1 protein-coding gene is annotated in these 249 nt (G+C 65.1%); it reads right to left on the bottom strand.

Annotated features, from left to right (window positions below):
- A partial coding sequence (locus ACSNOK_RS35460) for a hypothetical protein (protein ID WP_436784790.1) occupies window positions 1-191 on the bottom strand: 191 nt, incomplete at its 3' end.
- Window positions 192-249: the final 58 nt, after the last annotated feature.

Raw genomic sequence — 249 nt, 5'->3', positions numbered from 1 at the left:
TCCTCGACCAGCTTGAGGTAATCTGGGAAGTTGTCGAGTTCGCAGGCCCGCAGCCGCCGGGCAAGCCGCGACTGGATCATGCCGCGCTTGGCCGGGCTAAGGCCGATGCGCGCTTCGCTCATCATGATGGCGGCGACTGCATGGAATTCGGCTTCGGCAAGGACCGCCTGGCCGACCACTTCGTGTCTCATGCGGCGAGGTCCACCTGGTCGGTGAGGTGCAGGGCCTCCAGGTCGAGCAGCGATACCA

Origin of the sequence: Streptomyces sp. URMC 126, assembly GCF_051386555.1 — a bacterium.
Lineage (GTDB): Bacteria > Actinomycetota > Actinomycetes > Streptomycetales > Streptomycetaceae > Streptomyces.
This window is presented reverse-complemented; position numbering and strand designations above follow the sequence as displayed.